The following is a 24740-nucleotide window of genomic DNA, read 5'->3' as shown; positions in this document are numbered from 1 at the left end:
ATGCGTATCGGTAACGATCGTCGGCAGGACGATTTCGAGATCAACGTGATCTCGTTGATCGATGTGCTGCTGACCCTGCTGATGTTCTTCGTGCTCACCACGACCTTCATCCAGCATTCGCGCATGCAGGTGACCCTGCCCAGCGCCAGCGCCGAAGAGCGCGACATGCAGGCGCCCGCGGTCACCGTGGTGGTGGACCGCGACGGCCATTTCTATGTCGGCAGCGACGCAGTGCTGGGCGAGGGCATCGAGCCGCTCAAGCAGGCCATCGCCAACGTGGCCGGCGATGACCGCGAGCGCCAGGTGACCATCCGCGCCGACGCGATGACCCCGCACCAGAACGTGGTCACCGCGATGGACGCGCTGGGCCAGCTTGGCTTCACCAAGCTGTCCATTGCGACCACGCCGAGCCAGGCGGACAAGGGTCAATGAGCGCCCGCAAAGTCGGGGTCTGGGACGCTAGCACGCGGCAGATCTACAAGCGCCTGCTCGGCTATACGAGGCGTTTCTGGGTGGTGGCGGTGCTCGCCATCCTCGGCATGATCGTCGACGGAGGCGGCCTGGTAGCGTTCACCAAGCTGCTGGTCCCGATGATCGACAAGCTGTTCACCGAGAAGGACCCGGCGCTGATCTTCTGGATGCCGATCTGGATCGTGATGATCTTCGTGGTGCGCGGCGTGGGCACCTTCGCCAGCAGCTACGGCGTGGCCTACGTCGGCCGCAACGTGGTGCAGGCCATCCAGCGCGACGTGTTCGCCGCCTACCTGCGCCTCCCGGCCACCTTCTTCGGGCAGGAGCATTCCGGCCACCAGGTGTCGCGTATCACCTACACCAGCGAGCAGGTGGCCTCCGCCTCTACCGACGCGGTGAAGGTGATGGTCACCGAGGGCATGACCGTCATCGGCATGCTGTACGTGATGATCAGCACCAGTCCTTACCTGACCCTCGCGCTGTTCGTGATGGTGCCGCTGATCGTGCTGATCGCCTCCATCGTGAGCCGCCGCTACCGCAGCATCAGTCGCCGCATCCAGGGCATGATGGGTTCCGTCACCGGTACGGTGGAGGAGTCGGTCGAGGCCCATCGCGAGATCCGTATCTACGGCGGGCAGGACGACGCGCAGGAGCGCTTCGACGATGTCACCACCCGCACGCGCCAGCTCAACCTGAAGGTCGCCTCGACCAATGCGCAGTCAAGCACAGCCATCCAGACGGTGGCCGCCCTGGCGCTGGCGGCGATGGTGTACCTGTCTACGCGGCCCTACCAGATCGAACATATGTCCGCCGGTGTGTTCATCGCCGTGCTGACCGCCATGGGCGGCATGCTGCCTTCGCTCAAGCGTCTGGCCAACATCCAGTCGAACGTGCAGAGCGGTATGGCGGCGGCGGAGAGTCTGTTCGGCATCATTGATCTTCCTGCGGAGACGGACAACGGCACGCACGTGGTTGATCGCGCGCGCGGCGACATCCGTTTCGACGACGTGGGACTGGTCTATGCGCGTGGCAACTTCGCAGCGCTGCGTGGTGTCAGCCTGCATTGCGCCCCGGGCACGGTGACGGCCCTGGTGGGTCGATCGGGTAGCGGCAAGAGCAGCCTGGTCAGCCTGCTGCCGCGCTTCAATGAGCCGACCAGCGGCAGCATCCTGCTGGATGGCGCGGACTACGAATCGATCAAACTGCACTCGCTGCGTCGCCAGATTGCCTGGGTGGGTCAGAACGTGGTGCTGTTCGACGGCACCGTGGCGCAAAACATCGCCTATGGCGAGCTGTCCGGCGCCAGCGAGTCGGAGATTCTGGCGGCGGCGAAAGCGGCCAATGCGCTGGAGTTCATCGAGCGCCTGCCACAGGGCATCCACACGCCGATCGGCCAGGGCGGCAACCTGCTTTCGGGTGGCCAGCGCCAGCGTCTGGCCATCGCCAGGGCCATCCTCAAGGATGCGCCGATCCTGGTGCTGGACGAGGCGACCAGCGCGCTGGATACCGAGTCCGAGCGGTTGATCCAGCAGGCGCTGCAACGCCTGATGCGTGACCGCACCACGCTGGTGATCGCCCATCGCCTGTCCACCATCGAGCATGCCGACCAGATCGCGGTGATGGACCAGGGGCGCATCGTGGAGCGTGGCACGCATGCCGAGCTGCTGGCCTTGAATGGCCAGTACGCGGCGCTGCACCGCATGCAGTTCCATCAGCAGGCCAGCGACTGAAGCCGGCGCGATGACACTGGCCGAGCGGCTCGAAGCGGCATGGTATGGCGTCGGCCGAACGCCCTGGTGGACACGCCCACTGGCGGGACTCTACGGCGCGGTGACTGCCTTGCGCCGCTGGTTGTACAGGGTGGGCCTGCTGCGTAGCACGCGGCTCGCCGTGCCGGTGGTGGTGATCGGCAACCTCACCGCCGGCGGTACCGGCAAGACGCCGGTCACCATCGCATTGGCCGACGCTTTGCGCCGGCGCGGCTACCGGTCGGGCGTGGTCAGCCGCGGCTATGGTGGAACGCAGACGGTTCCGACGTTGCTGGGCGAAGCGCCCGATCCGGCCGTGGTAGGCGACGAACCGTGCCTGATCCACGCCAGCGGCGCCCTGGTCGCTGTGGGGCGTGACCGTCCTGCGGCGGCGCAGCTGCTGATCGCGGCGGGTTGCGACGTGGTGATCGCCGACGACGGCCTGCAGCACTACGCGCTGGCCCGCGACGTGGAAATCTGCGTGATCGATGGCGTGCGCCGTTTCGGCAACGGTCGCCTGCTGCCGGCCGGGCCGTTGCGTGAACCCATGTCGCGCCTCCAGCAGGTGGACTTCCGCATCTGCAACGGTGGCGTGATGGCGACGGGGGATGTGCCCATGCAACTGCTGGGTGGCCAGTTGCGCGCGCTGGCGGATGGCCACGTCAAGCCGTTGTCCGAACTTGCTGGTCAGACCGTGCATGCCGTCGCGGGTATCGGGCATCCGCAGCGGTTCTTTGCCAGTCTCCGCTCGCAGGGCCTGCAGGTGATCGAGCACGCGTTTCCCGACCACCATGCGTTCACCGCCTCAGACCTGGCTTTTGGCGACTGCAAGCCGGTGCTGATGACCGAAAAGGATGCTGTTAAGTGCCGATCCGTGGCTCAGGCGCACTGGTGGGCTGCGCCGGTGCGGGCGGTGCTGCCGCCAGCCTTCTTTGATGATGTCGAGGCTCGCCTCAGGCAGGCGCGGCCGCGCTGAATGTCAGGTCCAGGGCACAAAAAAGCCGACCCGGTGGGTCGGCTTTTTGTTGGCCTCGGGCCCGTCCTTACTGGATGCGAGCGACGTTGCCGTTCGGGTCGATCTGTACCAGGTCGCCCGTGCGCAGGGAGCTGGCGTCGGCCACGGTTACGTTGCTGACGGCGCCATTGCCCATGCGGATGTGCAGCGTGAAGCTCTGCTTTCCCGCGCCGCTGTTCGCGCCAATGCGATTGCCGGCGTAGCCGCCGCCGACGGCGCCCGCCACGGTGGCCAAGGTGTTGCCCTTGCCCTTGCCGACCTGGTTGCCCAGGACGCCACCGGCGATGCCGCCGATGATGGTGCCGGCCATGCTGTGATCACTGCCCTGGCTGATGTTCTGGTCGATGCCCTCGACGGTCCCACACTGGTCGCAGCGGATGAAAATGCCGTCGTTGCGGACCAGCACGGCGCCGTTGCCGCGGGCGGACTGCGCGCTCGCAGCGAACGAACTGACGGCGAGCAGGGCGGCCAGCGGCAGCACGAGGAAACGGGGGTTAAGCATGGACTCACTCTCCTTGGGTCGGTTGCCGCAACAGTCTAGCGGGACAGACTGAACGACGGGACAAGACCACTTATGATGTGCACTTTCCTGCCCGGTCGTCGTGACAGGTCCGTCATGCCGTGAAGGCCAAGCCCTTTGGAGTTTCCATGAGCCTCATCCAAGTTCCGGTTTCTTACGGCGAGCTGATCGACAAGATCACCATTCTGGAAATCAAGTCCAGGCAGATCACCGACCCGGCCAAGCTGGCCAACGTGCGCACCGAGCTCGATCTGCTCAATACCACCTGGGCGGCCCACCCGGCCTCGCATACCGATATCGCCGCCGAGCGCGCCCGCCTGCTGGCGGTGAACGAAGCACTGTGGGATATCGAGGACCGCATCCGCCTGAAAGAAAAGGCCCAGGCCTTCGACCCCGAGTTCGTCGAGCTGGCCCGTTCGGTCTACTTCGAAAATGACGAGCGCGCAGCGGTCAAGCGCGAGATCAACCTGAAGCTGGGTTCGCAGCTGGTGGAAGAGAAGTCGTACCAGGACTACCGCGCCAAGTAAGCGAATCCCCGCTCCAGGCGCACTCAGTGCGCGACCGTTGCCTGACGGCATCACTGGCCATCAGCCGGTCGCGCACAAGGTGCGCTCCTACACGAGCTTAGTCAGCCGAGGCCGAGGTGCGTGGCGCAAGCCTCGAACCGTTCGATCACCTCGTCAACGCCGATAAGGTCCATCACGCCGGGCTTCTCGATCTTGCTGCCCCAGGGAATTTCGCTGGCGGGCTTGCCAAGGTATTTGCGCGAGGCGTCGTCGTATTTGTCCACGCACCAGCGGCGGTCGGAATAGGGGCCCGAGCGGTGCGGATTGCTGGCGGCATGCAGGCCCAGCACCTTGCAGCCCACGGTATTACCCATGTGCATGGGGCCGGAATCGGGCGTCAGCAGCATCGGCGCACGTACCAGCATGGCCATCATCTTCTTCAGCGTGTCCTTGCCGGTCAGGTCGAGCGGGGCGTGTTGGCAGGCCGCCAGCACGGCGTCCGCCATCTGTCGTTCCAACGCCGACGGTCCGCCGACCAACACCACGCGCCAGCCCCTGGCGGCAGCGTGGTCGATTACCGCCGCATAGCGTTCCGGCCGCCAGTTGCGCAGCGTGTGGCTGGAGGTCGGGCTGACCAGCAGCGTCGGCGTATCGCCGGGCAGTTGCTCAGCCGCCCAGGCATGAGCTTCCTCGGGGATAGGGATATCCCAGCGGACCTGGGTCTGCTTCAAGCCCAGGGGTTCGCAGAAGCTGCCCATGGCGTCGAGCACGTGTTCGCCGGTGCGGGCGGGGATGCGCTGATTGACCACCAGTCCATGGCCGTCCTTGGCGCGCGCACGGTCATAACCCACGCGTCGGTCGGCCTTGATGAACAGGCTCAGCAGGTTCGAACGCAGCGCCACCTGCATCTGCAAAAGGGCGTCGAAGCGCTGGCCGCCCAGCGCCTCGCCCACCGCACGCATGCCAGCCAGGCCGGCGCCCTTGTCGAAGGTCACGAAATCCACGCCGGGCAGGTCGCCGACCAGGCGGCGCTCGAGCTTGCCGACGATCCAGCTCAGCCGGACCTGTGGCCAGGCGGCCTGTAGTGTGCGCACCAGCGGCACGACATGGGTGACATCGCCGATGGCGGAGGTGCGTAGCAGGCAGATCGAGGAAGGTGCAGGCATTGGGCTAGAATCGAAGGACTTGGGGCTGAGGCGCGCGTCGGAACGCACAATGGCGATGCTGGAACGAATCCGCGAGGATGCCGCCGGGGCGATTCTGTTCGACGCTGCCGTGTCGCCACAAGTCGACGCCGACTGGTTCGAGCCCGAAACCTGGCGGGCACGCGGGGCCCTGCGTGTCCAGGGCGGCGGCCGCGGCGGGGTGGCGGTGATCGACACGCCGGTGGGCGAATGCGTGCTGCGCCATTACCGGCGCGGCGGCATGGTGGCCCGTTTGATGGGGGATCGCTATCTGTGGAAGGGCGCTGACCGCACGCGTTGTTTCGCTGAATTTCGCCTGCTGGGTGTCATCGGCGCCTTGGGTTTGCCCGGTCCTGAGGCCGTGGCCTGCCGTTACCGCCGGCATGGGCTGTTCTACAGCGCCGACCTGATCACCCGCCGCATCGCGGACGCACACACGCTGGCCCAGTGCCTGGCGGACGGCCTGCTGGACGGCGAGCTGGCCGAGCTGGTCGGCGCGCTGGTCGCGCGCTTTCACCGCGCCGGTATCTGGCATGCCGACCTCAATGCGCACAACGTGCTGGTGAGGTCGGACGAGCTGTTCCTGATCGATTTCGACCGTGGTCGGCAGCGTGAACCCGGCGAGGGCTGGCAACAGTCCAACCTGATGCGCCTGCGCCGCTCGTTGCTGAAGCTCGGCGCGGCGGCTCATGGGGAGGCGGCGTTCGAGGAGGAGCATTGGAAGCCCCTGGTCTATCGCTATGAGCGTACCCTTCGCGCATGAATTGGAACCTGCATTTTCTCGGCGTTGGCGCAGCGCATGCGGTGGAGCTGGGCTCCTCGGCCGTGGTGCTTGAGCGCGACGGCGCCCCGCTGCTGCTGATCGACTGTGGCCCGGACACGCTGGATCGCTACATCGCTGCTTACGGCGAACCACCGCGCGCGCTGTACATCACCCACACGCACATGGACCACGTAGGTGGCATGGAGCGCCTGTTCTTCCGCCTCTGGTTCGATGAGCAGTGGCGCGGACGCACACGGCTCTTCATCCACGCCGGCCTGATGACCTGGCTGCAGACGCGGGTGGCCGATTACCCGAATGCGCTGGCCGAAGGTGGCGTGAACTTCTGGGAGGCGTTCCGGCTGGTGACGTGCACGCGCGGGTTCTGGCTGGATGGCCACTGGTTCGATGTGTTCGCCACGCGCCACCACATGGCTGGCACTTCCTATGGCGTGGCGCTGGCCGGCAGCTTCGTCTACACCGGCGACACGCGGCCGGTCCCCGAGGTGCTGGCGCGGGTCGGCGCCGGCGAGGAGTTGATCGCCCATGACTGCGGGCTGATCGGCAACCCATCGCACACCGGTATCGACGACATCGAGCGCGAGTACCCGGAGTCGCTGCGCCGACGCCTGCGCCTCTATCACTACGGCAGCGAGGCGGATGGCGCCGCCTTGCAGGCGAGGGGTTACACCATTGCGCGTGCGGGTGACCGCATCGCGCTGCCTGCGCCTGGGCCGCTGCGTCCGGATGCTGGATAACCTGGAAACGGTGGAGCTTCCCGATCCCCATGCCTTCGAACTATCTGCAACGCATGCTTCGCTATCGCGCCTGGGCCGACCGCCTGACCTACGAGGCCGTGGCCGCGCTGCCCGAAGGCGCCGCGACGGCGCCGCGGGCCACGATCTTCGGCAACATGCTGCGCACGCTCACCCATACCTGGGTGATCGACGATATTTTCCAGGCGCACCTGCAGGGGCGTCCCCACGGCTACACCAGTCGCAACACGCCCGAGCCGCTGGCGTTCGAGGAGCTGTGGCGGCGCCAGCAGTTGATGAATGCGTGGTACCAGGACTATGCCGCCGGGCTGACGCCCGAACAGGCGGCCGAGGTGGTCAGCTTCCAGTTCGTCGGTGGCGGGGAAGGGCGCATGAGCCGCGAGGACATCATCCTGCACGTGGTCAATCACGCCACTTACCACCGCGGCTTCGTGGCCGACATGTTCTATCAGGTGCCAGCCAGGCCGCCGGCCACCGATCTGCCCGTATTCCTGCGGGACGCACCGCAAGATGCCAGCTGAGACGCCGCCGGACTATCTTGTGTGAATGGGCCCGTCCCGCTATCCTTTCGCCTCTTTGCCGGGGCCTGAGTGCCCGGCGAGCGGTTTCACCATTGCGGAGAGGTGTCCGAGTGGTTGAAGGAGCACGCCTGGAAAGTGTGTATACGGCTTATCCCCGTATCGCGGGTTCGAATCCCGCCCTCTCCGCCAGTGAGTGAAGCCGAGCGACAGTCCCTGGACTGACACACAAAGAACGTCTCTATGGTGGCCCTGTCGGTCCCCCCGCGACGATAGTTCGTAAACTCCGCCAGGCCCGGAAGGGAGCAACGGTAGCGAATGATTCGGGCGCCGGGGTGTGGCTGGCAGGGCCGCCGCCTTTTCAGGCCCCGGATGCGCCGGTGTCGCAGGCATTACTGACTTGCCACGGTCGACTTGGCACAATCGGATCTTGCCCCTACATCTGGCTACGCATGTCTTATCAGGTACTCGCTCGGAAGTGGCGGCCCCGCAAGTTCGCTGAACTGGTCGGGCAGGAGCACGTCGTGCGCGCGCTCACCAACGCGCTTGACACGGGGCGCATGCACCACGCCTACCTGTTCACCGGCACGCGCGGCGTGGGCAAGACCACCATCGCGCGCATCTTCGCCAAGTCGCTGAACTGCGAGCGCGGTGAGTCGGCCGATCCCTGCGGCGAGTGCGCGGTGTGCACCGCGGTCGACGCCGGCCGCTTCGTGGACTTGCTGGAAATCGACGCGGCCAGCAACACCGGCGTAGACGACGTGCGCGAGGTGATCGAGAACGCGCAGTACGCTCCCGCCCGCGGCCGCTTCAAGGTGTACCTGGTCGACGAGGTGCACATGCTTTCCAAGCCGGCCTTCAACGCCTTGCTGAAGACGCTGGAAGAGCCGCCGCCGCACGTGAAATTCCTGCTCGCCACCACCGACCCGCAGAAGCTGCCGGTGACGGTGTTGTCGCGCTGCCTGAAGTTCAACCTCAAGCGCCTGCTGCCTGAGCAGATCTCCGGGCAGATGCGCCACATCCTGGGCGCGGAAAATATTCCCTACGAGGACGCGGCGATTGCCGAACTGGCGCGCGGCGCCGACGGCTCGCTGCGCGATGGACTGTCGCTGCTGGACCAGGCCATCGCCTACGGCGGCGGCTCGCTGCGCGTGGACGAAGTGCGCGCCATGCTGGGCAGCGTCGCGCGCGGCCAGGTGCTGGGGCTGTTGCAGGCCCTGGCTGAGGGCAGTGGTGAGGCGCTGATGGCCGAGTGCACGCGCATCGCCTCTTTCTCGCCCGATTTCGGCGGCGTGCTGGACGACCTGGCCAGCGTGTTGCACCGTTTGCAGCTGATCCAACTGGTGCCCGGCTATCGCCCCGACCAGGACGGCAGCGACGACGACGCCTTGATCCCCCTGGCCCAGCAGCTGTCCCCCGAGGACGTGCAGCTCTACTACCAGATCGCCACTTCCGGCCGCCGCGACCTCGCGATGGCGCCGGACGCACGTACCGGTTTCGAGATGGCGTTGCTGCGCATGCTCGCCTTCCGTCCCGCCGATGGTGGTGGCGCGCCGGCTGAGCGCGCCGCTTCGCCTGGCGCCGCGCGCGCGCCGGCAGCGGCCCCGAGGGCGGCCGCCCCGGCAGCGAACGAACGCATGCACATGGCCAGCGTGGCCGAGGCGCCGCGCGCCGCCGCGCCCCAGCCGGTAACGGCTGCGTCACCTGCACCCAGCGCGCCGCGCGCGCCGGTGGCGCTGGATGCTCGCGGGCTGCCGATGTGGGACGTGCTGATTGAACAAGCAGGCCTGCGCGGCCCGCTCGGCCAGTTGGGTCAGAACGCCGCCCTGCGCGAGCGTGAAGGCCAGACCCTGGTGCTGGCCCTGCAGCCGGCGCACATGCATCTGGCGGTCGAGCCCATGGTCAGCCAGATGGAAGAGCGCATCAGCCAGGCGCTGGGCGAACGCATCAAGCTTCGCTTCGTCGAGGAGCGCGGCGCGTCCAGCGAAACACCGGCGGCGCGCGCCGCCAACGCCCGCGAGGCAGCCCAGTCGGCAGCCGAGCGCGCCATCGACGAGGATCCGCTGGTGCAGTCGCTCAAGCGCGAGTTCGGCGCGCGCGTGGTGCCCCAGTCGATCAAGCCCTACGAAAACTGAAGAGATAGCGGAGTTGATGTCATGAGAGGTCAGATCGGTCAGCTGATGCAGCAGGCCCAGCGCATGCAGGACGAAATGAAGCGTGCGCAGGAAGAGATCGCCAAGCTCGAAGTCACCGGCAGCGCTGGCGGTGGCCTGGTCACCGTGCAGATGACGGGCGCGCACGAAGTGCGTCGCGTGCAGATCGACCGCAAGTTGTTCGCGGACGATCCGGAGATGGCCGAGGACCTGGTCGCCGCCGCCGTGAACGATGCGGTCAACAAGGTGGCCGAGGTCAGCAAGAACAAGCTCGGCGGCGTGACGTCGGGCCTGAACCTGCCGCCCGGCTTCAAGATGCCGTTCTGACGCACTCCTGTGGGAGCGCACCTGGTGCGCGACCGCTCTGCGCGGACGTGTGTGGTTGTGCCCGTCGCGCACAAGGTGCGCTTTTACTGGTGAAGCCTTGGCATGAGCAAACTTCTTTCCGACCTCGTCGAAGCCCTGCGTTGCCTGCCCGGCGTGGGCGGCAAGAGCGCCCAGCGCATGGCCTTCCACCTGCTCGAGCGCGATCGCGAGCGCGGCCTGCGCCTGGCGCGGGTGCTGGATGAGGCGATGCGGCAGATCGGCAATTGCTCGCGCTGCCGCAACTTCAGCGAAACCCCGGTCTGCGCGCTGTGTTCCAGCAGCGGTCGTGACCGCCAGGTGCTGTGCGTGGTGGAGTCGCCCACCGACCTGGCCGCCATCGAGCAGGCCACCGGGTATCGCGGGCAGTACTTCGTCCTGCTTGGCCGGTTGTCGCCGCTGGATGGCCTGGGTCCGCGCGAGTTGGGCCTGGACCTGCTGGTCGAGCGGCTGGGCGAGGGGGAGATCGAGGAGATGATCATCGCCACCAATCCCACGGTGGAAGGCGAGGCCACGGCGCATTACCTGGCGCAGCTGGCTCGCGCCGCCGGCGTCAAGCCGACGCGCCTGGCGCATGGCGTGCCGCTGGGCGGGGAGCTGGAATACGTCGATCGCGGCACGCTGGCGCATGCCTTCGGTAGCCGCCACGCCGCAGACTGACGCATGACGGCCCACCTGTCCCTGGAGATTCCCGGCAGCGACGAATACCGTGCGCTGCGCGTGGCGGCTGGCTTGAGCGCGATGAGCCCCGAGGGCGCGGCGACCGGCCTGCCGGCAAGCTGGTGCTCGGTGTGCGTCCGCGAAGGCGGCGAGCTGATCGGCATGGGGCGCGTCGTCGGCGACGGCGGCCTGTTCCTGTGGGTGGTCGACATCGCCGTGACCCCGGGCCGCCAAGGGCAGGGCTGGGGACGGCGCATCATGCAGGCCCTGATGGACGAGGTGCATGCCCGCGCGCCGGCACGCACGATGGTGGGACTGATAGCCGACGGCACGGCCCATCAGCTCTACGAGAAATTCGGCTTCAAGCTGGTGGCGCCGGCGGCGCAAGGTATGCTGCTGCGTCTGTGAACGCAAAGGAGCGAGCCATGGGCGACACCATCTTCGGCAAGATCATCCGACGCGAAATTCCGGCCGACATCGTCTATGAGGACGACGACGTGCTGGCGTTCCGCGACCTCAATCCGCAGGCTCCGGTGCACGTGCTGTTCGTGCCGAAGAAGGCGATCGCGACGCTGGACGCCGCTGCAACCGGCGATGCCGAACTGCTCGGCAAACTGTTGCTGGCGGCGGCGGCCTATGCCCGCGAGCAAGGCCTGGCCGAGCAGGGTTATCGCACGGTGATCAATTGTAACGAGCATGGTGGGCAGACGGTGTTCCACCTGCACGTGCACCTGCTGGGCGGACGCCACATGCATTGGCCGCCGGGCTGAGCCGGCGGCGCCAGGCGCAAAAAAACGCCGGCTTGAGGCCGGCGTTTTCGTGTGTGGCGACTGATGGTGCTCAGTGACCGTGTGGCGCGGGGCGCACGACGATCACACGCGACGGGTAGTAGCCGCCCCAGTAGCCACCCCAGCCCCACGGACCCCAGTACGGGCCCCAATACGGACCCCAGAACGGGTCGTACCAGCCAGGCGGATACGGATTGACCACGCGCTCCGGCCACAGGTAGACCACGCTGGCCTCGATGTGCGGATAGGGGTAGGTGTACTCGCCGACCTTCTCCGGCATCGAGCCCTGCAGCACGCCGGTGACGGTGATGTCACGGCCGCTGGTGAACACCTCCGGATCGTAGAAGCCGGCGCGACAGGCCACGAAGCGACCCTGCGTTTCGGGATTGCTGCTGGCAGTCTTCGGCCGCGCCTCGCTGTCGAGCGGATGCTGCAGCACGTAGAAGCAGGTTTCATGCGGGCCAGGCTTGGTCTCGATGATCTGGCCACCCCAGCGCACCTGGACCGCATTGGTTCCGCCCTGCTGGGCGGCGACCGAAGTGATGTCGGTGTATGTGCCTTGCAGCGGTTGCGGCACCGTTGCGCAGGCCGCCAACGTGGCTAGGGCGGTTGCGAGGATCAACGGCTTGTACATGGACATGACGCTTGTCTCCATCGTGTAGTGGATGCGGCGCATCCACGGTTCAATATCATTTGACCATGCGACGAGGCCGAAAGTCCTTCGCAGCCTGTCGAAAGTTCTTCAACAGATCCGCAGGCGGTTCGTCGTAGGCGTAGCGCAATTCCAGATAGGCCCTCATCAATTGCTCCAGCTGCGCCCGCTGGTTGGGTAGCGTCCGGGCGGCGCGACTGAAGTAGTGCTGCGGCCCTTCGCTGTGTCGGCGAACCACGCCCGCCGTGGCCAGCCTTCGTTCCAGCAACTGCATCGCCTCGCGCGCCGGATCGTTTGATGGGCGCTTCCACAAGGCCCAGCCTACGCCCAGTCCGCCGAACAGCGCGCTGACAATAGCAAGCAGGATACCCAAGGTGCCCGCGTCGGTATCGCGCATGCCAAAAGGCGCCAGCAAGCCGTGTTGCCGGAGCGTGTCAAAGCCGATAACGCCCTGGTTCCACCACTGGTTGACGATATCCCAGCGGTTGCGCATGCCGAGCCACCACCCGCCGGCAGCGATGCCGGTGGACGCATTGGCGGCGGCCGCGGTGTTCTGCCGAACCCGTTCGGGCCGCACGGCCGCGGTCGGGTCGACGCGCGTCCAGCCGCGCCCCGGCAGCCACACTTCGCTCCACGCATGCGCATTGGCCTGGCGCACCAGCAGGTAGTTGCCGAGGTGATTCCAGTAGCCGCCCTGGTACCCAGTGACCACGCGCGCGGGAATGCCGGCGGCGCGCATCAGCACGGTGAAGGCCGAGGCGTAGTGCTCACAGAAGCCTTCGCGGGTGCCGAACAGGAAGTCATCCACGCTGTCGCGTCCCAGTGGCGCGGGCAGCAGCGTGTAGCTGAAGCCACCATCGTGGAACAGGGACAGCGCCGCGCGCACGATGGCGCTGTCGTCCTTGCCGAACTGCGTGCGCCAGCGGTCGGCCAATGCGCGCGCACGGGGAGCGAAGCCCACCGGAAGCTGCAGGCCTGCCTTGCGTTCGGACTCATCCAGGCGCGGCTGCAGGCGATAGTCCAGCGCCGAGCGCAGGGTGTAGACATGCGTGTCGCTCACCGGCTGGGCGCTCAGCACCTCGCGGTCGCGGCCCAGGCTGGCCTCATCCGGCGCTTCCAGTGGGACGTCCAGCGCCGGCAGTGCGCGCTGGTGACTGGCTTCGAGGCTGACGGTGTAGCGAATGTCGTGGGTCGCCTCCACCGGCGCCGGCGCGGCCGGGACATCGAGGCGGCTCCAGCGCTTGCCGTCGAAGCGCCAGAGCACGTAGGCCCGGAAGTAGCGTTGCGCTTCACTGGGTGGCGGCCCCTCGAAGCTGACCCTCATGGCGGGTCGATCGTCGGTCAGCAGCTCGCCGATCTCGCCAGGCGACATGTCATCGCTGAGGCCGGTGCGGCTTTGCGCCGAGTCCGGCGCGCCCCACAGCGGCGAGCTCAGCCGCGGCGCCAGCAGAAAGGCGAACAAGGCCAGCGGCAGTGAGGCGCCAAGCAGCCCAAGCACCGGCAGCAGTTCACGTGGAAGGCTGGTGGTCTGGTGGGCCGGTTCAAGGGCCCGCAACGTGGCCAGCGCGGGCAACAGGCCGAGCGCGACAAAGAACGTGGACAGCATGCCTTGGTCGAACAGCAGCGCGGTCATCAGGGCGAAACAGGCGAAAGCCGCACCGACGCGCGCGTCGCGCGGGGCCTCCGTTTCCAGCAGTTTCAGTACCAGCAGGCCGACCGCGAGGGCGGCGCCCGGCTCGCGGCCGAACAGGCTGCCGTAATGGAAGATCACCGCCGCGGACAGCAGCGCGACCAGGGGCAGCTTCAGGTAGAGCGGCGCCCGTCCACCGCTTTGGCGCCGCTGTCGCCAGCGCAAAGCCAGGACGATGGCCAGCGCGGCGCTCAGCCACAGCGGAAGGTGCGGCGCGTGTACGCCGAGCACCACCGCGACAGTGAGGCAGAGCAGGTCGAACGCACGGGAGTCGATCGGCGCCACCGGCTTGCGATGGAACAGTCGAAAGCGAATCACGGCAGCTGCGCCAGCGCGTTCATGCAGCGCACGTAGTGGCTGCGGCCGTGGCCGAGACCGATCTCCTCGCCGGGCACCCACAGGCTGCTCGGTCGCCCGACCGCTTCGGCTTCGCTCAGCCAGCGCGCCAGCCGGGCGATGCGGGCCTCGGTGGCCAGTTGGGAAAGCTGGCGCCAGTCCAGCCGCCACTCCTCCTGCGACTCGGGCTGTTCGAAATCCTTCACCAGCAGGTTGTGGTGGCGCGCGCTGCTCTTCCAGGCAATGTGGCGCATCGGATCGCCGGGGCGGTAGTCGCGCAAGGCGACGATGTCCTCACCCTGATGCAGGCGATGGCGCTGTTCGTCGTCGCCCGGCAGCACCGGGGGCGGGCCGCCGGTCTCCGGGCGTGGCCATATCAGCACCGCGTGGTCGGGGTGAATCCAGCTCCAGGCGTGGAACATCCCGAGCGGCCAATTGCTCCACAGCTTCATGCGCGGCAACGGATGCCAGCCACGCTCGGTCGTAGGCAGATCCAGCGACACCAACGTCTCGCCCGCGCTGGCGGCGAACAGGGCGAGCTGGTCGCCGATCTGGGCGTGCATCGATGGATGCGCGTGATCGCCGCCCTGGAACACCAGTTGGAACGTCAGCGGCTCGCCGGCGATGGCGTGCCCTTGCCGGACGGCGTTGAGGCGCAGGCCGTGCAGGCTGCGGAAGGCGATCAGCATGCTTGCCACGCTGGCGGCGCCGAGCAGGCAGGTCAGCAGCAGGGCGGCATTGTTGGCGTAATTGAGCGAGCCCAGCAGCATCACCAGCAACAGCACCGTGAAGGCGGCGCCGAAGCCGGTCGGAACGATATAGACGCGGCGCCGGTGCAGCACGATGGGCAGGCTTTCCGGCCGCTTGTAGCGCGTAAGCGCGGGCAGGCGTCGCTCGGCCCAGTCTTGCAGGCGACGAAAGGTCGCGAGCATCAACCCACCGCGACGTCGGCGAGCAGGCTGCGCGCCAGACTGTCGCCGCTGGCGCCGCGGGTGGGGACCAGTCGATGCGCGGCCAACGGCACGAACAGCGCCTGGATGTCTTCCGGCAGCACATGCTGGCGTCCGCTCAACATGGCCCAGGCGCGCGCGGCGCTGAGCAAGGCCAGGCCCGCGCGAGGTGACAGGCCCACCCGCACATCAGCGTGTCGGCGGCTGGCGGCGAGCAGGGCCTGAAGGTAGTCCAACAAGGCACCGCTGGCGGTGACAGCCTGGGCCTGGCGTGACAGTTCGGCCAGGCCCGCCGCGTCGAGCTGAGGCTTCAGCTGAGCGAGCAGGTCGCGTCGGTCGCTGCCGGTAAGCAGGGCGCGTTCGGCGGCCGCATCGGGATAGTCCAGCGAAACGCGCAGCATGAAACGGTCCAGTTGCGAATCCGGCAGTGGGAAGGTGCCGGCCAGGTCGAGCGGGTTCTGGGTGGCGACCACGAAGAACGGCTGCGGCAGCACATGGGTCTGCCCATCGACCGTCACCTGGCCTTCGGCCATGGCTTCCAGCAAGGCGCTTTGCGTCTTGGGCGTGGCGCGGTTGATCTCGTCGGCCAGCAGCAATCCGGTGAAGATCGGACCGGCGTGGAAGCGGAACTGCGCTGTCTCGCGCTCGTACACGCTGACCCCGATAATGTCCGAGGGCAGGAGGTCGCTGGTGAATTGGACGCGCTGGAAATCCAGTGCGAAGCTCGCCGCCAGCGCATGCGCCAGGGTGGTCTTGCCCACGCCCGGCACATCTTCCAGCAGCAGGTGACCGCCTGCGACGAGGCAGGTGAAGGCGAGCTTCACCTGGCGCGGCTTGCCCAACAGCACGCGATTGACCTGGGCCATGGCGGCGTCCAGGCGGGAGCGCAGCGGTTCATCGTGCAGCGGAGTGATGGCGGACATGGTTTTCTGGCAGCGGGGAAGAGGGGCGCGGAGCACAGCCGATGCGTGACGACGGCAGTGTAGCCGTGGGCCTCGCGCGCTGGCGAGCGGCGTTCCTGGCCGGCTTCGCGGTGTTGTTCGTCGCCAGGCTCATGCTTGCCGCCACGCTGTCACCGTTTGGTGACGAGGCCTATTACTGGCAGGAGAGTCGGCGCCTTGCGTGGGGCTACAGCGACCTGCCGCCGCTCACGGCCTGGCTGATCCGGCTGGGCGAAACCGTGGCCGGGCACGGCGTGCTCGGCATGCGCTGGCCATTCCTGCTGATCGGCAGCAGCTTGCCCTGGCTGGTGCGCGCATTCGCGCGGGAGCACTTCGACGAGCGCACCGGCTGGCAGGCCGGCCTGCTTTGCCTGGCCTTGCCTCTCGCCGGCAGCCTCGGCGTGATGGCGGTGCCGGACGTGCCGTTGACCGTGGCGATCATGCTGGCCGTGCTGGCCTTCGCGCGCGCGACGGCTGATGACCGTCTGCGCGACTGGTTGCTGCTGGGCCTGGCGCTGGGTCTGTGCTGGCTCACCCATTACCGCGCCGCCATGCCGATGCTGTCGGGCCTGTTGCTGATGGTGGTGACGCCACGCGGCCGCCGGCAGTGGCGGCGCGGGAGATTCTGGCTGGCGATGGGCGTGGCCGCACTGGGCCTCGTTCCGCTGGTGGTATCCAACTGGCAGCAGCAAGGCGCCGGGATCGCGTTCCAGGTGCTTGAGCGCAATCCGTGGAGCTTCCATGCCGACGCGCTGGTGCAGCCGCTGGAGCAGGCGCTGGCCTGCACTCCGCTCCTGTACCTCTTGCTGCTGTGGGCGGCCTGGCAAAGCTGGCGGCGCCGTGATGAGCCGGCGGCGCCATGGGACTTGATCACCGTGGTGTCGGTGAGCTTTATCGTTGGCTACTTCGTTTTGGGGCTGTTTGCCGACGATGTGCGCTTCCGCGCCCATTGGCCGCTGCCTGGTTATCTGCCCCTGCTTGCCGCCTTGCCGGTGCTGCTGCGAGAGCAGTGGGTTTGGCGCAAGGCCTGGCTGTCGGCAGCCTTCGCGCTGACCATCATCGGCCAGCTTGGCGGATTGATGTACCTGGGGCTGGCGGCCAGCGCCGGTGGGGCGACTGCGCTCGCCGACGTGAAGGCGTTCCCGGCGCGCTTCGTCGGCTGGCGCGAAAGCGGCGAGCTGGCGCGCCAGCTGCTTGCGGCCCGTCCGGCGGTGGTGGTCGCCGACAATTTCATGCTGGCGGCGGAAATCGACTTCCAGCTGGGTGGACGCGTGCCGGTCTACACGCTGGACCACGCGATCAACGTCAAGCACGGCCGCGCGCCGCAGCTGGCGATCTGGCGACTCGATGAAACCGCGCTGCACCTCCAGCATGGCGGCGAGCCCATGGTGCTGGCGGTCGACGAGAAGTCGATCAAGGAGCGCGAGCGGGCCCCGTGGCTGCGGAGCCTGTGCGGGCGCATCGATGATCCGCAGCCGCTGCAACGGCTGGACCTGTACGCGGGGCGCATCCGCGTGGCCTTCTATGCCGGGCGGGTGCCTTCGGGGCCGCCGGTGGATCCGGCATTCGACGAGCGTTGCCTGATCTGGCAGGACGCCTATGCGGCGGATTCAGGCCACCGCTGAGCATCGGCTCAGGGCAGCGGGAGGCCTGCTTCTCGCAGCATGCGGGCCAGCGCAATCAACGGCAGGCCGATCAGGGCGCTGGGATCCTCGTTGTCGATCCGTTCGAACAGGCTGATGCCCAGCCCCTCGCATTTGAAGCTGCCGGCGCAGTCCAGCGGTCGCTCGCGCTCGATGTAGCGATCGATTTCGGCTGCGTCGAGGCTGCGGAAATGCACGCGCGTGTGGTCGACATGGACTCGCGATTGCCCATCACGCGTGTCGTACAGGCACAGCGCCGTGTGGAAGTGCACCTCGCGTCCTGAGCAGGCGGCCAACTGGGCGTGGGCGTGTTCGATCGTGCCGGGTTTGTCCAGCACGATGCCTTCCAGCTCGGCCACCTGATCGGAGCCGATCACCAACGCGTCGTCCAGTCCCTCGGCGGCCGCCCGGGCCTTGGCCGCGGCCAGGCGAAGCGCCCGTTCGCGGGGTGTTTCGCCCGGCAGCGGGCTTTCGTCGGTACCCGGTGAGCGTTGCTCGAAATCCGCCACGAGGCGACGCAACAGTTCAGCGCGATAGCGTGAGGTGGAACCCAGCACCAGCACGGGCTGGCTCACGAGTCGTGCTCCCGGCGCAGATGCTCTCGCATGGCGTTGTCCAGGTCGTGCTGGGCCCGGTCCAAGGCGGCCAGCAATGGGCGCAGCTTGTCGCGAGTGTCGTTCATGTTGGCCACGGCCTGGTCCAGCTGCTGCTGGCTGGCGCGAGGCGCCTGGTCGCGGATCCAGATGCGTTGCTGCAGCAACGAGCGCAGGCCGGCATCGATGGCATGCCGCGCTTCCTGTTCGCTGCTGGCCGGCAGGTCAGGGTTGAGCGACATCACGGCATGGGCCTGCTGCAGGCCGGCTCGGCAGGTCTTGAGATCCGCCTCCAGCCGATCAGCCAATTCCAGCAGCTGGTGCAGGCTGGCTGAACGCTGATCGCCGCGGCGGCGGAAGGCCAGGGCGGCCCCGATCAGGGCAATCGCCAGCACCAGCAGGGCGGCCAGGCCAAGCAGCAGATAGGCATTCACGGAATCGGCCGGCTCACTCTAAAGATGGGTCAGCAGTCTGCCGTACCGGAGGCGTTCAGGCAAAATGGCGTCAAGGCGTGGTTTCAGTGCGGCCAACCCGTTGACTTCAAGGTGTTGTAATCCTAAGATTTCATGTCTATGTCCGTGACACTGCCAGAGTCCGTGGACGCTTGGCGCATGGTCTCGGCGCGGCGTTCGTTCCAGGGGGTACTGCCCATTGCCGCTTTGCCGCGACTGGGCGAGGCCTTGGCCGGTACGGAAGGAACAGCGCAATACGAGCTGGATTTTGGTCGCGACGAGTTCGGTACAGCGTACCTGGACCTGCGCGTCCAGGCGCCGCTCACGCTGACTTGCCAGCGCACCCTGGAGCCGTTTGTGCTGCCGGTGACGTTGGACAGCCGGCTTGGGCTGATCCGTTCCGAGCGCGAGGAAGCGGCGTTGCCACCGGAGGTCGAGCCGCTGCTCGTGGCCGACGACGGCAAGCTGAACCTGGCGGACGTGATCGAAGACGAATTGTTGTTGGCGCTGCCGCTGGTGCCGGTCAATCCGGACAGCACATTGCCCGAAGAAGTAGTAGGCCCCGGGCCGGAGGAAGTTTCCTCGGGCGAAGGGCGTTCCGATAACCCGTTCGCGGTTTTGCGCGAACTCAAGAAACGTTGATTTAGCTGGAGATTCGCCATGGCCGTTGCCAAGAGCCGCAAGACCCCGTCCACCCGCGGCATGCGTCGTTCGCACGATGCGCTGAAGACCGTGCAGCTGGCCACCGATCCGACCAGTGGCGAGGTGCACCTGCGCCACCACGTCACCAAGGATGGCTACTACCGCGGCAAGAAGGTCATCGACACCAACACCTCGGTGGTCGAAGAGGATTGATCGTTCCCGCAAGGGATACGGTTTCGCAGGGCGGCGCGAATTCGCGCCGCTTTGCGTTTGTGCGATCACCCACGTAACGTTGGCGGTTTGGAAGGTGTCTGCACTCCCGTGTGAACGTCTTCCATCGCAACCCGTCGCATGGAAAGTTAATGGCCCAGATCTACGCCCGCATCACCGGTACCGGCAGCGCGCTGCCCGAGCGAGTGGTGACCAACGCCGATCTCGAGAAGATCGTCGAGACCAGTGACGAATGGATTCGCACCCGCACCGGCATCCAGCGGCGTCATATTGCCGCCGAGGGCCAGACCACCGGCGACCTGGCTACCGAGGCCGCACAGCGCGCACTCGAGGCGGCCGGCGTCAAGGCGTCCGAGCTTGACCTGATCGTGCTGGGCACGACCACGCCCGACATCATCTTCCCGTCGACGGCCTGCCTGGTGCAGCACCGCCTGGGAGCCAACGGCTGCGCCGCATTCGACGTCAATGCCGCCTGCTCGGGCTTTGTCTATGCGCTGGGCATCGCCGACAAGTTCATCCGCAGCGGCCAGTCCAAGAAGGTGCTGGTGATCGGCGCGGAAACGCTGACCCGCATGATCGACTGGAACGAGCGCGAGACCTGCGTGCTGTTCGGCGACGGCGCTGGCGCGGTAGTGCTGGAAGCCTCGGAAGAGCCCGGCATCTTCGCCACGTTGCTGCATGCCGATGGCGGCTTCAAGCACCTGCTGTACAACCCGGTGGGTGTGTCGGCCGGTTTCACGGATGAGCCCAACCATGGTGTGCGCATCAACATGTCCGGCCGCGAAGTGTTCAAGGTCGCGGTGAAGACGCTTGATTCGCTGGTCGACGAAACCCTGCAGGCCGCCGGCATGGAAGCCTCGCAGATCGACTGGCTGATTCCGCACCAGGCCAACCTGCGCATCATCGAAGCGACGGCCAAGCGCCTTGAGATGCCGATGGAGCGGGTCATCGTCACCGTGCAGGAGCACGCCAACACCTCGTCGGGCTCGGTGCCGCTGGCGCTGGATTACGCGGTGCGCTCGGGCAAGGTGCAGCGCGGCCAGAACCTGCTTCTGGAAGCGTTTGGCGGCGGCTTCACCTGGGCGTCGGCGCTGCTGCGCTACTGATTGCCTGCGGGTTGTCACTCCCACAAAAGCCGCCCTCCGGGGCGGCTTTTGCTTTACTGCAAGAGCGCACTTGGTGCGTGAAAGATCTGCGAAGCCATGAGTCCGCGGCTCCTCGGCCGCGCACAGTCGCGCGCTCCTACAGGCGAGCCAGAAATGTCGGGTCTTTGGCGCTCGGGGTGGGGCAGGGTGCGGCGTTTCGCCCAATTACGAGTGAATACAGCTGCGTATGGCGGCCAATGCTGGCACCATTCCGTTTTTCACCCCGGAACATTCCTGCTCCATGACCCAGACCGCCGCCTCGCTTGCTTTTGTTTTCCCTGGCCAGGGCTCCCAATCGGTTGGCATGCTTGCCGATCTGGCTGCTGCCCACGCGGAAGTGAAAGCCACGTTCGACGAAGCCTCGCAGGGTGCGGGCGTCGATCTGTGGGCGCTGAGTCAACAGGGTCCGGAAGAGGACCTCAACCGCACCGAGAACACCCAGCCGGCGCTGCTGGCCGCCAGCGTGGCGGTGTGGCGCGTGTGGCAGAAGCTGGGCGGCGCCCAGCCGGCGCAGCTGTCGGGTCACAGCCTGGGCGAGTACAGCGCTCTGGTCTGCGCCGGCGCCATCGCGCTGCATGACGCGGCGGCGCTGGTGGCCGAGCGCGGCCGCCTGATGCAGGCGGCGGTGCCGCCGGGCGTGGGCGCGATGGCAGCCATTCTCGGTGGCGACGATGCGCAGATCGCCGCCGTGTGCGAAGAAGTCGCGCAGGGCCAAGTGGTATCGCCGGCCAACTTCAATTCGCCCGGCCAGCTGGTGATCGCCGGCAATGCGGAAGCAGTCGACCGTGCGCTGGCCAAGCTGGCCGAGCAGGGCGTGAAGAAGGCCATCAAGCTTGCGGTGTCGGTGCCCTCGCACTGCGCGCTGATGCGCGATGCGGCCGATCGCCTGGGCGAGCGCATGGCATCGATCCAGTGGCAGCTGCCGGCGATCCCGGTTGTGCAGAACGCCGAGGCGCGCAGCTACGCAACGCTGGAAGACATTCGCGGCGCGCTGCAGCGCCAGCTGTATCTGCCGGTGCGCTGGACCGAGTGCGTGCAGGCGCTGGTCGCCGGCGGCGCGACGCGCGTGGCCGAAGCGGGCCCGGGCAAAGTGCTGGCCGGCCTGATCAAGCGCATCGACAAGAGCGTCGAGGCGCGTGCGATTGGCACGCCGGCCGAGCTCGACGCTGCGCGCGCCGAGTGGGCTTGAGTTCGCGCGCATCGGCACACATTCATGCGGCTGGACGGATCGACGTCCAGCCATCCAAAGGGAACTGAAAGATGAGCAAGACACTGCAGGGTGAGATCGCGCTGGTCACCGGCGCCAGCCGCGGCATCGGCGCGGCGATCGCCGACGAGCTGGCCGCACTCGGCGCCACCGTGATCGGCACCGCCACGAGCGAGAGCGGCGCCGCTGCGATCGGCGAGCGCCTGGCGCCGCATGGCGGCCACGGTCGCGTGCTCAATGTCACCGAAGAGGGCGCCATCGAGGCGCTGGTCGATGGCATCGCCAAGGAGTTCGGCTCGGTCTCGATCCTGGTCAACAACGCCGGCATCACCCGCGACCAGCTGCTGATGCGCATGCGTGACGAAGACTGGCAGGCCATCCTCGACACCAATCTCACCTCGGTCTACCGCGCCTCCAAGGCGGTGATGCGCGGCATGATGAAGGCGCGCAAGGGGCGCATCATCTCGATCGCCTCGGTGATCGGCCTGACCGGCAATCCCGGCCAGTCCAACTACGCCGCGGCCAAGGCCGGCATCATTGCGTTCTCCAAGTCGCTGGCGCGCGAGATTGGTTCGCGCGGCATCACGGTCAACGTGGTGGCGCCGGGCTTCATTGACACCGACATGACGCGGGCGCTGCCGGAGGAATCCAAGCAGGCGCTGCTGGGCCAGATTGCCCTGGGACGCCTGGGCGAGGCTCGTGACATTGCGCAGGCGGTGGCCTTCCTGGCATCCCCCGCGGCGAGCTACGTCACCGGTGAAACCCTTCATGTCAACGGCGGCATGTACATGCCGTAAGGCGTGAAAAAGCGGCGGCAAACCCCGCTTTACGCTGATTGTTTGAAACGGTCGGGTAGTCCTCCCCCTTATGGCGGGGCTGCCCGATGCGCCGGCACGGGCCGGCTTAACAAGGAGTTGTCGCAAGCGGATTCGTTTTAGGCGACAATTGCTTCTTTCGCGCCGGTCCCGTGGCCTGCGTTTAACCCCTGCTGGCGGATCATGGCGGCCCTACGGCTTAGCCACTACAATCCGCCGGCCAAATGCCGGCCTGGCGGCCGGTGTGACAGGTAACTACTCCTTGGGAGGTATTGGCAACATGAGCACCATCGAAGAGCGCGTCAAGAAAATCGTCATCGAGCAGCTGGGCGTGAAGGAGGATGAAGTCACGGCGAACGCTTCGTTCGTGGACGATCTGGGCGCGGATTCGCTGGACACCGTCGAGCTGGTGATGGCCCTCGAGGAAGAGTTCGAGACCGAGATCCCGGACGAAGAGGCCGAGAAGATCACCACGGTGCAGCAGGCTGTTGACTACATCAAGGCCCACACCAAGGAGTGATCGCGCCGTGATGACAGGCGCGTTTCATGATGCGTCGGTCCACTAGCGATACCGGAAGCTGCGCCTCCTTGGCGCAGTTTTCGTTTCTGCATTTTGCAACGTCCGATCCCGTATGGTGCGCGCATGCGCGCCGAGCGGCCCGGATGACGTGGCCGCGATAGCGCGAACGGTTGTCGCCATCGGCGGCAGCGCCACGGAAACACGAGGGAAGATCAGCATGAGCAAACGACGTGTGGTTGTAACCGGCCTCGGCATCATCTCGCCGGTCGGCAACGATATCGCCTCCGCCTGGGACAACATCCTCAAGGGCGTCAGCGGCATCGGCGCGGTTACCCATTTCGACGCCACCGCCTATGCCACGCGCATTGCCGGCCAGGTACGTGATTTCGATCCGGCGGCATGGATTGCCCCGAAAGAGATCAAGAAGATGGATCCGTTCATCCACTACGGCATCGCCGCGGGCACGCAAGCCCTGCGCGACTCTGGCCTGGAAGTGACGGAGGCAAACGCGCCGCGCATCGGCGTGGCCGTGGCGGCCGGCATCGGCGGCCTGCACACCATCGAGCACACCTCGATCGAGCTGCACGACAAGGGTCCGCGTCGCGTGTCCCCGTTCTTTGTGCCTTCGTCGATCATCAACATGGTGTCGGGCCACCTGTCGATCATGTACGGCCTGAAGGGGCCGAACATCGCCTGCGTCACCGCCTGCACTACCGGCACGCACAACATCGGCCTGGCCGCGCGCATGATCCAGTACGGCGACGCCGACGTGATGATCGCAGGCGGCGCCGAGTTCGCCACCACTGGCACGGCGATGGCGGGCTTCTGCTCGGCCAAGGCCATGTCCACCCGCAACGACGAGCCGACCAAGGCGAGCCGTCCGTGGGACAAGGATCGTGACGGCTTCGTGCTGTCCGACGGCGCCGGCGTGCTGGTGCTGGAAGAGTACGAACACGCCAAGGCGCGTGGCGCGAAGATCTACGCCGAGCTGGTGGGTTTCGGCATGAGCGGCGACGCCTTCCACATCACCGCCCCGAGCGAGGGTGGCGAGGGCGCGGCGCGCAGCATGGAAACCGCGCTGAAGGATGGTCACCTGAACCCGACCGACGTGCAGTACGTCAACGCGCACGGCACCTCGACGCCGCTGGGCGACCTCGGTGAAGTGCTGGCCGCCAAGCGCGTGTTTGGCGACCACGCGTACAAGCTGGCGATGAGCTCGACCAAGTCGGCGACCGGCCACCTGCTGGGCGCTGCGGGCGGCGTGGAGGCCATCTTCACCATCCTGGCGCTGCGCGACCAGGTGTTGCCGCCCACCATCAATCTGGACGAGCCGGGCGAAGGCTGCGACCTCGACTTCGTGCCGCACACCGCGCGCGAAGCGAAGTTCGAGGTGGCCATCTCCAACTCGTTCGGCTTCGGTGGCACCAACGGCACGCTGGCCTTCCGTCGCGTTTGAGCGAC

28 protein-coding genes, 1 tRNA gene and 1 other RNA gene are annotated in these 24740 nt (G+C 66.9%); 22 read left to right on the top strand and 8 right to left on the bottom strand.

Annotation, left to right across the window (positions count from 1 at the left end; genetic code table 11):
* From DVT68_RS02030 to lpxK, 3 genes are read left to right on the top strand one after another with little or no spacing between them, the layout of a single operon-like run.
* Positions 1-432: an ExbD/TolR family protein gene (locus DVT68_RS02030; RefSeq protein WP_114823385.1), complete on the top strand. Its 432-nt coding sequence runs from the start codon at positions 1-3 to the stop codon at positions 430-432.
* Positions 429-2201, top strand: coding sequence for a lipid A export permease/ATP-binding protein MsbA (gene msbA / locus DVT68_RS02025; protein WP_114823384.1), 1773 nt, complete (start codon positions 429-431; stop codon positions 2199-2201). Before DVT68_RS02030 ends, msbA begins: the two co-directional genes overlap by 4 nt.
* A gap of 10 nt (positions 2202-2211) precedes the next feature.
* Positions 2212-3195, top strand: a complete 984-nt coding sequence (lpxK, locus tag DVT68_RS02020; protein ID WP_114823383.1) for a tetraacyldisaccharide 4'-kinase — start codon at positions 2212-2214, stop codon at positions 3193-3195.
* A gap of 67 nt (positions 3196-3262) precedes the next feature.
* Here lpxK and DVT68_RS02015 read toward each other — a convergent pair whose 3' ends face one another.
* A complete protein-coding gene (locus tag DVT68_RS02015) occupies positions 3263-3736 on the bottom strand; it encodes a glycine zipper 2TM domain-containing protein (RefSeq protein ID WP_114823382.1) in 474 nt (157 codons plus the stop codon).
* A 146-nt stretch (positions 3737-3882) separates the two neighbouring features.
* Between DVT68_RS02015 and DVT68_RS02010 the strand changes: the two genes are divergently transcribed.
* Positions 3883-4281, top strand: a complete 399-nt coding sequence (locus DVT68_RS02010; RefSeq protein ID WP_114823381.1) for a DUF6165 family protein — start codon at positions 3883-3885, stop codon at positions 4279-4281.
* Between the two features lie 101 nt (positions 4282-4382).
* On the opposite strand, the gene DVT68_RS02005 is transcribed toward DVT68_RS02010, so the two are convergent.
* Positions 4383-5426 (bottom strand): glycosyltransferase family 9 protein, encoded by a 1044-nt coding sequence (locus DVT68_RS02005; RefSeq protein ID WP_114823380.1) that lies wholly within the window; start codon positions 5424-5426, stop codon positions 4383-4385.
* A 49-nt stretch (positions 5427-5475) separates the two neighbouring features.
* On the opposite strand from DVT68_RS02005, the gene DVT68_RS02000 reads away from it, so the two are divergent.
* The 10 genes from DVT68_RS02000 (at position 5476) to DVT68_RS01955 (ending at position 11444) form a co-directional block, all read left to right on the top strand.
* Positions 5476-6207, top strand: a complete 732-nt coding sequence (locus DVT68_RS02000; protein WP_114823379.1) for a 3-deoxy-D-manno-octulosonic acid kinase — start codon at positions 5476-5478, stop codon at positions 6205-6207.
* On the top strand, positions 6204-6962 hold the full coding sequence (locus tag DVT68_RS01995; protein ID WP_114823378.1) for an MBL fold metallo-hydrolase: 759 nt from the start codon (positions 6204-6206) through the stop codon (positions 6960-6962). Before DVT68_RS02000 ends, DVT68_RS01995 begins: the two co-directional genes overlap by 4 nt.
* A 29-nt stretch (positions 6963-6991) precedes the next feature.
* Positions 6992-7501 carry a DinB family protein gene (locus tag DVT68_RS01990; protein ID WP_114823377.1) on the top strand — a complete coding sequence of 170 codons (510 nt, stop codon included), beginning with the start codon at positions 6992-6994 and terminating at the stop codon, positions 7499-7501.
* Positions 7502-7597: 96 nt separating this feature from the next.
* Positions 7598-7690: transfer RNA gene (locus DVT68_RS01985), tRNA-Ser, on the top strand.
* A 61-nt stretch (positions 7691-7751) separates the two neighbouring features.
* An RNA gene (gene ffs / locus DVT68_RS01980) (signal recognition particle sRNA small type) lies at positions 7752-7848 on the top strand.
* Positions 7849-7950: 102 nt separating this feature from the next.
* The gene (dnaX, locus tag DVT68_RS01975) at positions 7951-9633 is read left to right on the top strand and encodes a DNA polymerase III subunit gamma/tau (RefSeq protein WP_114823376.1); all 1683 of its coding nucleotides are present in this window, start codon (positions 7951-7953) and stop codon (positions 9631-9633) included.
* A 21-nt stretch (positions 9634-9654) separates the two neighbouring features.
* Positions 9655-9978, top strand: coding sequence for a YbaB/EbfC family nucleoid-associated protein (locus DVT68_RS01970; RefSeq protein WP_114823375.1), 324 nt, complete (start codon positions 9655-9657; stop codon positions 9976-9978).
* Positions 9979-10080: 102 nt separating this feature from the next.
* Positions 10081-10674, top strand: coding sequence for a recombination mediator RecR (gene recR, locus DVT68_RS01965; protein WP_114823374.1), 594 nt, complete (start codon positions 10081-10083; stop codon positions 10672-10674).
* Positions 10675-10677: 3 nt separating this feature from the next.
* Positions 10678-11082 carry a GNAT family N-acetyltransferase gene (locus DVT68_RS01960; protein WP_114823373.1) on the top strand — a complete coding sequence of 135 codons (405 nt, stop codon included), beginning with the start codon at positions 10678-10680 and terminating at the stop codon, positions 11080-11082.
* Positions 11083-11099: 17 nt separating this feature from the next.
* Entirely contained in the window at positions 11100-11444 is a 345-nt protein-coding gene (locus tag DVT68_RS01955) for a histidine triad nucleotide-binding protein (RefSeq protein ID WP_114823372.1), read from the top strand.
* Positions 11445-11514: 70 nt separating this feature from the next.
* Here the strand turns inward: DVT68_RS01955 and DVT68_RS01950 are convergent, their stop codons facing one another.
* Genes DVT68_RS01950 through DVT68_RS01935 form a run of 4 tightly spaced genes read right to left on the bottom strand, consistent with a single transcriptional unit; the run spans position 11515 to position 16013 of the window.
* Positions 11515-12102 carry a Slp family lipoprotein gene (locus DVT68_RS01950; RefSeq protein ID WP_114824343.1) on the bottom strand — a complete coding sequence of 196 codons (588 nt, stop codon included), beginning with the start codon at positions 12100-12102 and terminating at the stop codon, positions 11515-11517.
* Between the two features lie 49 nt (positions 12103-12151).
* Complete coding sequence (locus DVT68_RS01945; protein ID WP_325050396.1) at positions 12152-14122, bottom strand: transglutaminase TgpA family protein; 1971 nt, start codon at positions 14120-14122, stop codon at positions 12152-12154.
* Complete coding sequence (locus DVT68_RS01940) at positions 14119-15072, bottom strand: DUF58 domain-containing protein (protein WP_114823371.1); 954 nt, start codon at positions 15070-15072, stop codon at positions 14119-14121. The genes DVT68_RS01945 and DVT68_RS01940 overlap by 4 nt, the downstream gene beginning before the upstream one ends.
* Entirely contained in the window at positions 15072-16013 is a 942-nt protein-coding gene (locus DVT68_RS01935; RefSeq protein ID WP_114823370.1) for an AAA family ATPase, read from the bottom strand. The genes DVT68_RS01940 and DVT68_RS01935 overlap by 1 nt, the downstream gene beginning before the upstream one ends.
* Before the next feature lie 41 nt (positions 16014-16054).
* On the opposite strand from DVT68_RS01935, the gene DVT68_RS01930 reads away from it, so the two are divergent.
* A complete protein-coding gene (locus DVT68_RS01930; RefSeq protein WP_114823369.1) occupies positions 16055-17656 on the top strand; it encodes an ArnT family glycosyltransferase in 1602 nt (533 codons plus the stop codon).
* Between the two features lie 8 nt (positions 17657-17664).
* Here the strand turns inward: DVT68_RS01930 and DVT68_RS01925 are convergent, their stop codons facing one another.
* Complete coding sequence (locus tag DVT68_RS01925; protein WP_114823368.1) at positions 17665-18249, bottom strand: Maf family protein; 585 nt, start codon at positions 18247-18249, stop codon at positions 17665-17667.
* Complete coding sequence (locus tag DVT68_RS01920; RefSeq protein ID WP_114823367.1) at positions 18246-18701, bottom strand: hypothetical protein; 456 nt, start codon at positions 18699-18701, stop codon at positions 18246-18248. Before DVT68_RS01920 ends, DVT68_RS01925 begins: the two co-directional genes overlap by 4 nt.
* A gap of 177 nt (positions 18702-18878) precedes the next feature.
* Here DVT68_RS01920 and DVT68_RS01915 point away from each other — a divergent pair, with 177 nt between their 5' ends.
* From DVT68_RS01915 to fabF, 7 genes are all read left to right on the top strand, one after another.
* Positions 18879-19361, top strand: a complete 483-nt coding sequence (locus tag DVT68_RS01915) for a YceD family protein (protein WP_114824341.1) — start codon at positions 18879-18881, stop codon at positions 19359-19361.
* An 18-nt stretch (positions 19362-19379) separates the two neighbouring features.
* Positions 19380-19574, top strand: coding sequence for a 50S ribosomal protein L32 (gene rpmF, locus DVT68_RS01910; protein WP_019466219.1), 195 nt, complete (start codon positions 19380-19382; stop codon positions 19572-19574).
* A 149-nt stretch (positions 19575-19723) separates the two neighbouring features.
* Entirely contained in the window at positions 19724-20698 is a 975-nt protein-coding gene (locus DVT68_RS01905; protein WP_114823366.1) for a beta-ketoacyl-ACP synthase III, read from the top strand.
* A 280-nt stretch (positions 20699-20978) separates the two neighbouring features.
* Positions 20979-21926, top strand: coding sequence for an ACP S-malonyltransferase (fabD, locus tag DVT68_RS01900; RefSeq protein WP_114824340.1), 948 nt, complete (start codon positions 20979-20981; stop codon positions 21924-21926).
* 71 nt (positions 21927-21997) lie between these two features.
* Positions 21998-22741, top strand: a complete 744-nt coding sequence (gene fabG / locus DVT68_RS01895) for a 3-oxoacyl-ACP reductase FabG (protein WP_114823365.1) — start codon at positions 21998-22000, stop codon at positions 22739-22741.
* 298 nt (positions 22742-23039) lie between these two features.
* Complete coding sequence (acpP, locus tag DVT68_RS01890) at positions 23040-23279, top strand: acyl carrier protein (protein ID WP_114823364.1); 240 nt, start codon at positions 23040-23042, stop codon at positions 23277-23279.
* A gap of 217 nt (positions 23280-23496) precedes the next feature.
* Positions 23497-24735 carry a beta-ketoacyl-ACP synthase II gene (gene fabF / locus DVT68_RS01885; RefSeq protein ID WP_114824339.1) on the top strand — a complete coding sequence of 413 codons (1239 nt, stop codon included), beginning with the start codon at positions 23497-23499 and terminating at the stop codon, positions 24733-24735.
* Positions 24736-24740: the final 5 nt, after the last annotated feature.

It is taken from the genome of Dyella solisilvae, from assembly GCF_003351225.1.
Taxonomy (GTDB): Bacteria; Pseudomonadota; Gammaproteobacteria; order Xanthomonadales; family Rhodanobacteraceae; genus Dyella; species Dyella solisilvae.
This window is presented reverse-complemented; position numbering and strand designations above follow the sequence as displayed.

Coding starts and splice junctions, on each gene's coding strand:
- DVT68_RS01955 (WP_114823372.1), top strand. CDS start 11,100: ATGGGCGACACCATCTTCGGCAAGATCATCCGACGCGAAATTCCGGCC.
- DVT68_RS01970 (WP_114823375.1), top strand. CDS start 9,655: ATGAGAGGTCAGATCGGTCAGCTGATGCAGCAGGCCCAGCGCATGCAG.
- DVT68_RS01935 (WP_114823370.1), bottom strand. CDS start 16,013: ATGTCCGCCATCACTCCGCTGCACGATGAACCGCTGCGCTCCCGCCTG.
- rpmF (WP_019466219.1), top strand. CDS start 19,380: ATGGCCGTTGCCAAGAGCCGCAAGACCCCGTCCACCCGCGGCATGCGT.
- DVT68_RS02000 (WP_114823379.1), top strand. CDS start 5,476: ATGGCGATGCTGGAACGAATCCGCGAGGATGCCGCCGGGGCGATTCTG.
- DVT68_RS02030 (WP_114823385.1), top strand. CDS start 1: ATGCGTATCGGTAACGATCGTCGGCAGGACGATTTCGAGATCAACGTG.
- fabF (WP_114824339.1), top strand. CDS start 23,497: ATGAGCAAACGACGTGTGGTTGTAACCGGCCTCGGCATCATCTCGCCG.
- msbA (WP_114823384.1), top strand. CDS start 429: ATGAGCGCCCGCAAAGTCGGGGTCTGGGACGCTAGCACGCGGCAGATC.
- DVT68_RS01905 (WP_114823366.1), top strand. CDS start 19,724: ATGGCCCAGATCTACGCCCGCATCACCGGTACCGGCAGCGCGCTGCCC.
- fabD (WP_114824340.1), top strand. CDS start 20,979: ATGACCCAGACCGCCGCCTCGCTTGCTTTTGTTTTCCCTGGCCAGGGC.
- DVT68_RS01930 (WP_114823369.1), top strand. CDS start 16,055: ATGCGTGACGACGGCAGTGTAGCCGTGGGCCTCGCGCGCTGGCGAGCG.
- DVT68_RS02015 (WP_114823382.1), bottom strand. CDS start 3,736: ATGCTTAACCCCCGTTTCCTCGTGCTGCCGCTGGCCGCCCTGCTCGCC.
- DVT68_RS01995 (WP_114823378.1), top strand. CDS start 6,204: ATGAATTGGAACCTGCATTTTCTCGGCGTTGGCGCAGCGCATGCGGTG.
- DVT68_RS01915 (WP_114824341.1), top strand. CDS start 18,879: ATGGTCTCGGCGCGGCGTTCGTTCCAGGGGGTACTGCCCATTGCCGCT.
- DVT68_RS01950 (WP_114824343.1), bottom strand. CDS start 12,102: ATGTCCATGTACAAGCCGTTGATCCTCGCAACCGCCCTAGCCACGTTG.
- DVT68_RS01990 (WP_114823377.1), top strand. CDS start 6,992: ATGCCTTCGAACTATCTGCAACGCATGCTTCGCTATCGCGCCTGGGCC.
- acpP (WP_114823364.1), top strand. CDS start 23,040: ATGAGCACCATCGAAGAGCGCGTCAAGAAAATCGTCATCGAGCAGCTG.
- DVT68_RS01960 (WP_114823373.1), top strand. CDS start 10,678: ATGACGGCCCACCTGTCCCTGGAGATTCCCGGCAGCGACGAATACCGT.
- DVT68_RS02010 (WP_114823381.1), top strand. CDS start 3,883: ATGAGCCTCATCCAAGTTCCGGTTTCTTACGGCGAGCTGATCGACAAG.
- recR (WP_114823374.1), top strand. CDS start 10,081: ATGAGCAAACTTCTTTCCGACCTCGTCGAAGCCCTGCGTTGCCTGCCC.
- DVT68_RS02005 (WP_114823380.1), bottom strand. CDS start 5,426: ATGCCTGCACCTTCCTCGATCTGCCTGCTACGCACCTCCGCCATCGGC.
- DVT68_RS01940 (WP_114823371.1), bottom strand. CDS start 15,072: ATGCTCGCGACCTTTCGTCGCCTGCAAGACTGGGCCGAGCGACGCCTG.
- dnaX (WP_114823376.1), top strand. CDS start 7,951: ATGTCTTATCAGGTACTCGCTCGGAAGTGGCGGCCCCGCAAGTTCGCT.
- lpxK (WP_114823383.1), top strand. CDS start 2,212: ATGACACTGGCCGAGCGGCTCGAAGCGGCATGGTATGGCGTCGGCCGA.
- fabG (WP_114823365.1), top strand. CDS start 21,998: ATGAGCAAGACACTGCAGGGTGAGATCGCGCTGGTCACCGGCGCCAGC.